Raw genomic sequence first — 10,153 nt, 5'->3', positions numbered from 1 at the left:
GCGTCAGTGGGCAGCTGCTGCGGCGTCCCGGACAGGTTGACGACGCAGGCGAAGCCCGGCGCGCGGGTGAACCGCAGCACCCCTTCGGGCGCGGCGTCATCCCAGGTCAGGTCGCCGTCGCCCAGGGCCGCGTGCTCCCGCCGGAGTCGCAGCGCGGCGCGGTACAGCTCCAGCGTGGACTCCGCGTCCCCGGCCTCCGCCTCGGCCGTGTAGCCCTTCCAGGACTCCGGCTGCGGCAGCCAGGGGGTGCTGCCGTCGGGGCCGAATCCGTACGGCTCGGTGTCACCGGACCACGGGATCGGCACCCGGCAACCGTCCCGTCCACGGGACGTGTGGCCGGAACGTTCCCAGACCGGGTCCTGCAGCGCGGACTCGGGCAGGTCCTCGACCTCCGGAAGGCCGAGCTCCTCCCCTTGGTAGACGTACGCGCCGCCGGGCAGCGCCAGCATGAGCAGCGCCGCCGCCCGGGCCCGGCGGGTGCCGAGCTCCAGGTCGACGGGCTCCTCGACGTCGTGCTGCGGGCCGCGGCCGCCGGTGTGCGCCCGGCCGTACCGCGTGACGTGGCGGACCACGTCGTGGTTGGACAGGACCCAGGTGGCCGGGGCGTTCTCCAGGGCGAACGCACCCAGGCTCGCGTCGATCACCTCGCGCATGCTCGCGGCGTCCCACGAGGCGCGCAGGTAGTCGAAGTTGAACGCGGTGTGCAGCTCGTCCGAGCGCAGGTAGCGGGCCAGCCGCTCCGGAGTCGCCACCCACGCCTCGGCCACGAACGTACGGTCGCCGTCGTAGCGGTCGGCCACCCGCCGCCAGCCGCGGTAGATCTCGTGGACCCCGTCGCGGTCCCAGTGCGGGTGGTCGAGCCGCATGCTCGGCTCCAGGACGTCCTCGGCCTCCCCGCCGAGGTCCGGCAGGCCCTCCTGCTTGACCATGCCGTGCGCGACGTCGATACGGAAACCGTCGACGCCGCGGTCGAACCAGAACGCCAGCACCCGCTCGAACTCGGCGCGGACCTCGGGGTTCTCCCAGTTCAGGTCCGGCTGCTCGGGGGCGAACAGGTGGAGGTACCACTCCCCGTCCGGCACGCGGGTCCAGGCGCTGCCGCCGAACGTGCTGCGCCAGTCGTTCGGCGGCAGCTCGCCGTCGTCCCCGCGACCCGGCCGGAAGACGTACCGGTCGCGCTCGGGGCTGCCCGGTCCGGCCGCGAGGGCGGCCTGGAACCACTTGTGCCGGTCGGAGGTGTGGTTGGGAACGATGTCGATGATCACCCGGATGCCGTGGTCGTGTGCGTCACGGATCAGGGCGTCCGCGTCGGCGAGGGTGCCGAACATCGGATCGATATCGGTGTAGTCGGCCACGTCGTAGCCCCCGTCCGCCATCGGGGAGGGGTACCACGGCGTGATCCAGACGGCGTCGACGCCGAGGTCGCGCAGGTACGGAAGCCGGGACCGGATTCCGGCGATGTCACCGATTCCGTCACCGTTCGCGTCGGCGAAGCTGCGAATGTAGATCTGGTAGATGACGGCACTGCGCCACCAGGGGGCGTTGACCTGCACGGTTTCCCTTCGGGGGAGAGGTGGGGGACGGTGTCGTGTCCTGCCTACTTCACGCCACCGGCGGTGAGACCGGCGATGATACGGCGCTGGAGGAGGAGCACGACGATGACGAGCGGCACGGTGACGAGGACGCCGGCCGCCATCTGGGTGCCGAACGGCTGGTCGAAACCATACGCTCCGGTGAACTTGGAGATCGACACGGTGGCCGTCTGCATCTCCTTCTTGTTCACCATGGTCAGGGCGATCATGAACTCGTTCCACGCGGCGATGAACGCGATGATCGCGGTGGTGAAGACGCCCGGCGCCGCGAGCGGCACGATGATCTTCCGGAATGCCTGGCCGCGGGTGCACCCGTCGACCATCGCCGCGTACTCCAGCTCGAACGGCATCTGGCGGAAGAACGCGTTGAGGTTCCACACGGCCAGCGGCAGCACGAACGACAGGTCCGGGATGATCATCGCCTGGTACGAGTTGATCCACCCGATGTTCGTGAACAGGTGGAGCAGGGGAACGATCAGGGAGATCGTCGGGAACATCGAGGTCGCCACGATGATGCCGAGCACGATGTTCTTGAACTTGAAGTCCAGCCGCGCCAGCGCGTACGCCGTGAAGGTGCCGACGACCAGCGTGAGCAGCGTCGTGGCGCCCGCGACGACGAGGCTGTTCACCAGCGCCCGCCCGAAGCCCACGCCGGGCTTGAAGACCGCCCCGAAGTTCTTCACCGAGAACGGCGCCGGGATCGGCGAGTTGTCGAACTGATCCTGCGGCCGCCGGAAGGCCGAGACGACCATCCAGTAGAACGGTGCCAGACAGTAGATCGCCACGACGGCCATGCCGAGGTAGGACAGCGCCTTGCCCGCGCTGAACTCCCGGCGCCCCGTGGGCTTGGCCTTGGTGGTGGAAATGGCGGTCATGCCGTTGCCTCCCGGGCGGCCCGCGGGCCCTTCTTGGCGCGCTTGGCCGCGGTCTTCTTACGCGACCGCGCCTCGCCGATGATGTCGGCGCCGAGCAGCTTGACGAAGGCGTACGCGACGACCGCGACGTAGACGAACAGGATCGTGGCGTACGCGGCCGCAGGGCCGTACCGCAGGTTGCTCGCCTCGTCGTAGGCGAGCATGGACAAGGTCTCCACCGAGTCCTTGTGCGCGCCGATCAGCACGAACGGCAGGTCGAAGAACCGCAGGACGTCGAGCAGCCGGAACAGCACGGCGACGAGCAGCACCGGCTTGATCAGCGGCAGGGTGATCTTGCGGAACGTGTACCACGTCCCGGCCCCGTCCACCTTGGCGGCCTCGTACACCTCGGCGGGGATCAGCTGGAGGCCGGCGAGGACGAGCAGGCCGACGAACGGCGCCGTCTTCCACGTGTCGGCGATGAGCACGGCGACCTTCGCGTGGAAGCCCTCCGTGGTCCACAGCACCTGGTGGCCGATCATCGCGTTGGCCACGCCGTCGGCCTGGAACACCCAGCGCCAGAGCAGCGCGGACACCGCCGTGGGGATCGCCCACGGCACGAGGATGCTCGCCCGGACGAAGCCCCGGCCGCGGAACGCCTGGTGCATGACCAGGGCCATCGCCACGCCGAGGATCGTCTCGATCAGGACGCCGACGACGGTGAAGAAGGTGGTGTTGTAGAACGCGTTCCAGAACGCGTGGGACGCGTCGCCGGTGAGAATGTCCGTGTAGTTCTTCAGGCCGACGAACTTGTCGCCCTTGACGACGAACCCGTTGGCGTCCAGCCCGTTGCTGCGCTGGTACATCGACTCTCGGAGCGCGTCGATGATCGGATAGCCGACCACGAGCGCGAGGACCAGGAAGGTCGGCGAGAGCAGAACGGCGGCCAGGCGACCCGAGCCCTGGACGTCGCTCTTGTTCTTCTGCTTTACCGGGGCCACGGTTCCCGGTTCGGCGGTCGTAGTGGTCATGGAGCCCTCCTCGGGGCCCGTGGCGGGACGCGGGGGGCGTCCCGCCACGGGACGCGGCTATGACGTGATGAGCTGTCCGAGCTTGTTCTGCAGGTCGGCCAGCGCCTTGTCACTGGTCGCCTTGCCGGTGAGGGCCGAGTACGCGGCCTCCTGGATCGCGGCGGTCACGTCGCCGTAGCGCACGGCCTGCGGCCGGGGCTTGGCGTTGAGGAGGGACGCCTTGAGCGTGGTCAGGTAGGGGAACTTCTTCTGCAGCTCGGCGTCGTCGTACAGCGCGGCCAGGGTCGGCGCCTCCGAGGAGGCGATGAGGTTGGCCCGCTCGGTCTGCTCGCTGGTCAGGTACTTGATGAAGTCCAGCGCCGTGGCCTTGTTCGGGGCGAACTTGGAGATGGCCAGGTTGTGGCCACCGAGGGTCGGCGCGCCCGGGCCGTTCAGGCCCGGCAGCGGCGCGACGCCGAACTTGTCGACGACCTTGGAGTCGCCCTCCTTGCTCGACAGGGCGTAGGCGTACGGCCACTGGCGGTAGAAGACCAGGTCGCCCTTCTCGAACGCGCGGCGGGACTCCTCCTCCTTGTAGCTGATGGCCTCCTTGGGGATCATCCCGTTCTTGAAGCCGTTGACGAGGAAGTCCAGGCCCTGCTTGGCCTGCGGGGTGTTGACGTTCGGCTTGCCCGAGTCGTCGACGACGACGCCACCGGCGCTGGCGACCGCTTCGGAGAAGTTGACCGTGAGGCCCTCGTACTTCTCGAACTGGCCGGCGTAGCACTTGGCGCCCTTGACCTTGGCGCAGTCCTGCTGCATCTCCGCCCAGGTCTTCGGGGCCTCCTTGATGCCGGCCTTGTCCAGCAGGTCCTTGTTGTAGTAGAGCAGACCGGCGTCGGTCTTCCACGGCGCGGCGTACAGGTTGTTCCGGTACTCACCGGTCTTGGTCGCCGCCGGCAGGAACTTCGTCAGGTCGAACTGGTCCTTGGGCAGCTGCGCGATCCACTGGTTCGCCGCGAACTCCGCCGTCCACACCACGTCCAGGTTCAGCACGCTGTACGCGTTGGACTTGGTCTGGGCGTTCTGCACCATCTGCTGCCGCTGCGCGTCGGCGTCCTCGGGCAGCTCGATGATCCGAGCCTGCTCCTTGGGGTGCTGCTGGTTCCAGGTATTGACCAGGTTCTGCATGTTGCCCGACGTGTCCTTGCCGGTCGCCAGCGTGATCGGCCCGCGGCCGCTCAGCGCGCCGGCGTCGCCGGACCCGCCCTTCTTGTCATCGTCGCTGCTGCCGCCACAGGCGGCGGCGACCACGGCGACGCTCGCCGCGATGACCGCGAAGCGGGTCATTCTCGAAACGGATGCCACCTTTACTCCATCCTGAGGGTTTCTTCGGTACTGCTGCCGGATCCCCGGCCTTGTCACTCCCGTGCCACGAGTTCTGGGCGCAACATCACCCCCTCGGGCGGGGAGTCACTGCCCTGGACCCGTGTCGTCAGCAGGCTGACGACACGGCGCGCCACTTCGTCGAGCGGTTGCCGGATGCTCGACATCCGAGGCGAGATCAAGGTCGCCGCCGGCGAGTCGTCGAAGCCCACCACCTCGACGTGCGGACGACCCTGCGCGTCGAGGCCGCCGGCGAGCCTGGCTCCGACGGCGTGCGTGTCACTGCCGCAGACGAAGGCGGTCGGCGGCTCGGGCCGCGCCAGCAGCCGCTCGGCCGCCTCGGCGGCGACGGCGACGCCTTCCGCGCACACGCCGATCAGCCCGCCGGTGTCCAGGCCGTGCCGGGCCATGGTCCGCTCCCAGCCCCTTCGCCGCTCGTCGCCGAACCCGGTGCCCTCGGGCCAGCCGAGGTAGGCGATGCGCCGGTGCCCGCGGCCGACCAGGTGCTCGACGCCCTGCTCGATGCCGTACGCCCCGTCGACGTCCACCCAGGTGTACGGCCCGTCCTCCTGGCCCCAGGGCCGGCCGAAGCAGACGAATGGGATGCGGCGCTCGGCGAACCACGGCAGGCGCCGGTCCCGCGCCGACACGTCGGCCACCACGAATCCGTCGACCGTGCCGGTGCGGATCAGGTCCTCGTAGGTCGCGAGCTCCTCGTCGACGGCCGCCGGGGCGAACAGCAGCAGGTGGTAGCCGGCCGTCCCGGCCGCCACCGTCAGGGAGTACAGGAAGCGGTCGAGGAAGTTGCTCACGCCGATCGGCGCGGGGATCTTCAGGCCGATGCACCGGCTGGCGCGTTCCCGCAGGTTCTGCGCGGCGCGGTTCGGCCGGTAGCCGAGCTCGTCGATCGCCCGCCGTACGCGCTCGGCGGTCTCCGGCGCCACGCGCGCCGGGCGGTTGAGCACGTTGGACACGGTCTGACGGGAGACTCCGGCAGCCGCGGCGACATCGGAGATCGTCACTCCGTTGGCGTCTCGACGGCGCATTCGTTTCCCTCGCGTTTCGCGAATTTTTTGGTGACCGGTGCGATTTGATCGTTCAAATTGCCACCACGCGAGAAGTGTGTCAAGCAGATGTCCAACACGTTTCCGGCTCGTTACACGGGCGTGTTGGTACCGAGTCCAAGCGGCTCGCACCCTCGGGTCCGAGCGGCCCGGAACCCCCTGAAACAGGCGGGTTCCCCCCAACAGGACGATGCCACGCGGGACTCGATCCGGGAAGAGGGGTGACCGACACGATCCCGGGCAGGGCCATCGGCGGCCTCCGGTGACGAATCAGCGATCCATCCGGGAACACCGGGGCGGATCCGGTCGTTCCGGCTGTACGACCGAGGGAAGAGGGGGGATGTGGGTGTCCGCGGCGTCGGACCCTTCCAGTCCTAGGGCGAGGGCACCGCGATGGTGAGCGCCCTCGCCGGGGTCGCCGCCATCTTCGCGCTGACGGCCGCGACCGGATACTTCGTGGCACAGGAGTTCGCCTTCGTCGCCGTCGACCGGGCGACGCTCGGGGTCCAGGCCGAACGCGGCGACCCCCGGGCCCGGCGGGCCCTGGCCGTGACGAACCGGCTGTCGTTCATGCTGTCCGGCGCGCAGCTCGGGATCACGGTGACCGCGCTGGTCGTCGGCTTCATCGCCGAGCCCGCCACGTCCCGGCTGATCGCCCCGCTGCTGCGGCACGCGGGTCTGAGCGCGGGCGGGGCCGGCGGCGCCGCGGTCGTCGCCGGGTTCCTGCTGGCGACCGCGATCCAGATGGTGCTCGGCGAACTGCTGCCCAAGAACCTGTCGCTGGCCCGTGCCGAGCCGGTCGCCAAGGCGCTCGCCGCCTCGACCCTGGCCTACCTCACGGTGGCGGGCCCGGTGATCCGGTTCTTCGACACGGCGGCCGCCCGGCTGGTGCGGCTGTTCGGCGTCGAACCGGTGGAGGAGCTGCACCACGGCGCGACCCTGGAGGAGCTCGGCGACATCATCGGCGAGTCTCGTCGCGCGGGCCACCTCCCGCCCGACCTGTCCGACCTGCTCCAGCGCGCGCTGACCTTCCGGGAGCGCACGGCGGCGGAGGTCATGGTGCCCCGTCCCGACATCGTCGCCGTCCCCCGGTCCACGACCGTCGCGGAGCTGACCGCCCTGGTCGCCGAGGCCGGCCACACCGACTACCCGGTGTGGGGGCGGGACATCGACGACGTCATCGGCGTGGTCGGAGTGCGCGAACTGGCCGCGCTGGACGTCACGGACACGTCCGGACCGCCCGGCCGGAACGACGCCGGCCCGCCGGGCGGCGACCGGACCGTGGACGCGGTGATGCGCCCCGCGCTGCTCGTCCCGGACACCCTCGAGCTGCAGGCCGTCACGGCCCGGATGCGCGAGGCGCGCCAGGAGTTCGCCGCCGTCGTCGACGAGTACGGCGGCCTGGCGGGGATCCTCACCTTCGAGGACATCGCCGAGGAACTCGTCGGCGAGATCGCCGACGAGAACGACGCCGCCGAGGCGGACCCCACCCGCGGCCGTGGCGTCTGGGTGCTGAACGCCGGTACCCGGATCGCGCAGGTCCGGGACCTCACCAGGCTGGCCCTGCCCGCCGACGCCGCGTACGACAGCCTCAGCGGGCTCGTCATGACGCGGCTGCACCGCCTGCCGCGCGCGGGCGACCGGATCGAGGTCGAGCTCGATCCGGAGTACGGCCCGGCGGGACGCGCCGAGATCGAGGTCCTCGCCGTACGGCGCCGCGTGGCCCGGACCGTACGGCTGCGCGCCCTCCCGCGCGCAGCCGCACCCGCCGAGGAGGTCTCGTGGGCCCGCTGACCTCCGTCCTGGTCACCCTCCTGCTGCTGGCCGGCAACGCCTTCTTCGTCGCCTCGGAGTTCGCCCTCGTCGCCGCCAAGCGCCCGCGCCTGGAGCGGGCCGCCGCGCGCGGCGGCGCCGCCGCGCGGGCCGCCGTCGCCGGGATCGACGAGCTGTCGCTGATGCTGGCCGGCGCGCAGCTGGGGATCACGATGTGCTCGCTGGGGCTCGGCGTCGTCACCGAGCCGGCCTTCGAGGCGCTGCTGGACGCGCCGCTGGCGGCCGCCGGCGTGCCGGAGTCCGCCGCGCGCGTGGTGGCGTTCGTCCTCGCGCTGGGCGTGGTGACCTTCCTGCACATGGTGGCCGGGGAGATGGCGCCGAAGTCCTGGACGATCGCCCACCCCGAGCGCTCGGCCCTGATCCTGGCGATCCCGTTCCGCGGGTTCGCCCGGTTGTCGCGCCCCGTCCTCGCCGTCCTCAACGGGGTGACGAACGGCCTGCTCCGGATCTGCGGCGTACGCCCGAACGCGGAGGCGGAGCCGCCGGCCGACCCACAGCGCCTGTCCCACCTGATCGGCGAGTCACGCCGGATGGGGCTGATCGACGGTGCCGAGCACGACCTCCTGGGCCGGGCGATCACCACCCGGCAGGAGGGCATCGGCCACCTGGTCGTGCCCGCCGAGCGGGTCACCGCGGTCCCCGCCGACGCCGCTCCGGAGGAGATCAGGCGGGCCGCCGCGGCGAGCGGGCACACCCGGTTGCTCGTCCGGGACGGCCGCGCCCGCGTCAGCGGGCTCCTGCACGTGCGGGACGCCCTCCCCCACCGGGCCGGCGACCGGACCGCCGGCGACATGACCTATCCGGTCCCGGCCCTCTCCCTGGACACCACGGTGCTCGCCGCGGTGAGTACGCTACGCCGGGCCCGCGCGCAGCTCGCCCTCGTCGCGACGCCGGAGAACCCCTTCATCGGCATCGTCAGCCTCGACGACCTGCTCAGCGAGCTCCTCGCCGGGAACCCCCACTAGACGCCACCAGACGAACAACAGGGTCGTCACTTCCGCCACTCGTCGATGTGCAGGACCGGCGCCGGGTCCGACGCAGGCGCCCTGCCCGGCGCGAGGTCGCGGGGGCCCGGCCCGGCCGCCGCGCGGGTCGTCATCGGCAGGACGTCGGCGGTGCCCGGCGCCTCCTCCGGGACCACCGCGTACACCGGGACCCTGATCAGCAGCAGGACCAGCGCCGCGGCTCCGGTGCCGGCCGCCGCCAGGGTGAGGACCCCGGGCAGCCGCGCGGCGGCGACGGCCACGCCGCAGAGCCCGGCCAGGCCCGCGACGGTGAACAGGGTCAGGGCGACCTGCGGGACGGTGAGCCCCATCGCGCGCAGCCGGTGCGACACGTGGTCGGTGCCGGCCGTGAAGCAGGACAGTCCCGCGCGTGGGCGCGCGATGACGACGAGGCAGGTGTCCACCGTCGCGACGAAGGTGAACAGGAGCAGCTCGGCCAGCCGGGCGGGCGCGCCGCCCGGGATCCGGACCAGCACGGCGCCGGCCGCCAGGAGGAAACCGATGAACAGCGAGCCCGCGTCCCCCATGAACATCCGCGCGGGCGCCCAGTTGTGAACGAGGAACCCCAGGCACGCCGCGGCCAGCGTGATCAGCAGGAGCGCCAGGCCGCGCCGGCCCTCCAGGCAGGCCGCGCCGGCGATGAGGCAGCCGACCGGGACGGCCACCGCCGCGGCCGCCCCGTCCATGTTGTCCAGGAGGTTGAAGGAGTTGGCGAGGACCACCACCCACACCACCGTCACCACCGGGTCCGCCCAGTGCCCGAAGACACCGATGCGGCCCCCGGCCAGGACGACCGCGCCGGCGGCACCGGCCTCGACGGCCAGCCGGAACGCCGGACGCGTCGGCCGGACGTCGTCGAGCAGCCCGACCAGCGCGACGATGACGGCGGCCACGACGAGGACCGTGATCCGCCGGTCCCAGTAAGGGATCGACACCGTCCCCGCCGTCAGCGCGGCGACGGCGATCGCGACCCCGCCGAGGTACGGCGTCGGCCGGTCGTGGGCCTTGCGGACGTCCGGCCGGTCGATGATCCCGCGTCGCAGGGCGAACCGGCCGAGCCCGGCGCTCAGCACGTCGGCCAGCACGAGCGCGGCGAGGGCCGCGCCCGTCGCCGTCAGCCACGCCGGCACGGCCGCCCGCTCTCGACGGCCCACCTGATCGTGCCGGGCATGGCGCCCCTCCCGAGGTCGGACGACGGCCCTGTGGACGGATGCCACCGTCCGTGACCACTCCGGGAATCAGGCTAGAGATCGACGATCAAAACCGGGGTCGCCCGACCTACATGATCGGAGAAAGTCCGGGCCGGTCGTCCCGGCCTCGGCCGGTGGGATTCCCGCGCGCACTCCCCCCGGGGGGAGGCCGGCCCGGCGCGGCGTTTAACCAGGTCGGCACCGGAAATGTCGCAATAGG

The 10,153-nt window shown here is 71.5% G+C and carries 8 protein-coding genes; 2 read left to right on the top strand and 6 right to left on the bottom strand.

Features of this window, described 5'->3' with window-relative positions:
• The 5 genes from NE235_RS26095 to NE235_RS26075 form a co-directional block, all read right to left on the bottom strand.
• Window positions 1–1,553 (bottom strand): glycoside hydrolase family 13 protein (locus NE235_RS26095; protein WP_252807531.1); only part of this gene is annotated, 1,553 nt, incomplete at its 3' end.
• 44 nt (window positions 1,554–1,597) lie between these two features.
• Window positions 1,598–2,467 carry a carbohydrate ABC transporter permease gene (locus NE235_RS26090; RefSeq protein WP_252807529.1) on the bottom strand — a complete coding sequence of 290 codons (870 nt, stop codon included), beginning with the start codon at window positions 2,465–2,467 and terminating at the stop codon, window positions 1,598–1,600.
• A complete protein-coding gene (locus tag NE235_RS26085; protein ID WP_252807527.1) occupies window positions 2,464–3,477 on the bottom strand; it encodes a carbohydrate ABC transporter permease in 1,014 nt (337 codons plus the stop codon). The genes NE235_RS26090 and NE235_RS26085 overlap by 4 nt, the downstream gene beginning before the upstream one ends.
• 57 nt (window positions 3,478–3,534) lie before the next feature.
• Complete coding sequence (locus tag NE235_RS26080; protein ID WP_252807526.1) at window positions 3,535–4,806, bottom strand: ABC transporter substrate-binding protein; 1,272 nt, start codon at window positions 4,804–4,806, stop codon at window positions 3,535–3,537.
• 71 nt (window positions 4,807–4,877) lie between these two features.
• The gene (locus NE235_RS26075; RefSeq protein WP_252807524.1) at window positions 4,878–5,888 is read right to left on the bottom strand and encodes a LacI family DNA-binding transcriptional regulator; all 1,011 of its coding nucleotides are present in this window, start codon (window positions 5,886–5,888) and stop codon (window positions 4,878–4,880) included.
• Between the two features lie 411 nt (window positions 5,889–6,299).
• Between NE235_RS26075 and NE235_RS26070 the strand changes: the two genes are divergently transcribed.
• Window positions 6,300–7,700, top strand: a complete 1,401-nt coding sequence (locus NE235_RS26070; protein ID WP_252807522.1) for a hemolysin family protein — start codon at window positions 6,300–6,302, stop codon at window positions 7,698–7,700.
• Window positions 7,688–8,704, top strand: a complete 1,017-nt coding sequence (locus tag NE235_RS26065) for a CNNM domain-containing protein (RefSeq protein ID WP_252807520.1) — start codon at window positions 7,688–7,690, stop codon at window positions 8,702–8,704. Before NE235_RS26070 ends, NE235_RS26065 begins: the two co-directional genes overlap by 13 nt.
• 26 nt (window positions 8,705–8,730) lie before the next feature.
• Here the strand turns inward: NE235_RS26065 and NE235_RS26060 are convergent, their stop codons facing one another.
• The gene (locus tag NE235_RS26060) at window positions 8,731–9,897 is read right to left on the bottom strand and encodes a glycosyltransferase family 4 protein (RefSeq protein ID WP_252807518.1); all 1,167 of its coding nucleotides are present in this window, start codon (window positions 9,895–9,897) and stop codon (window positions 8,731–8,733) included.
• Window positions 9,898–10,153: the final 256 nt, after the last annotated feature.

It is taken from the genome of Actinoallomurus spadix, assembly GCF_024055725.1.
In the GTDB taxonomy this organism is placed as follows: Bacteria; Actinomycetota; Actinomycetes; order Streptosporangiales; family Streptosporangiaceae; genus Actinoallomurus; species Actinoallomurus spadix.
Note: the sequence above shows the minus strand (reverse complement) of the source record. Positions and strands in the feature narration are given on the sequence as shown.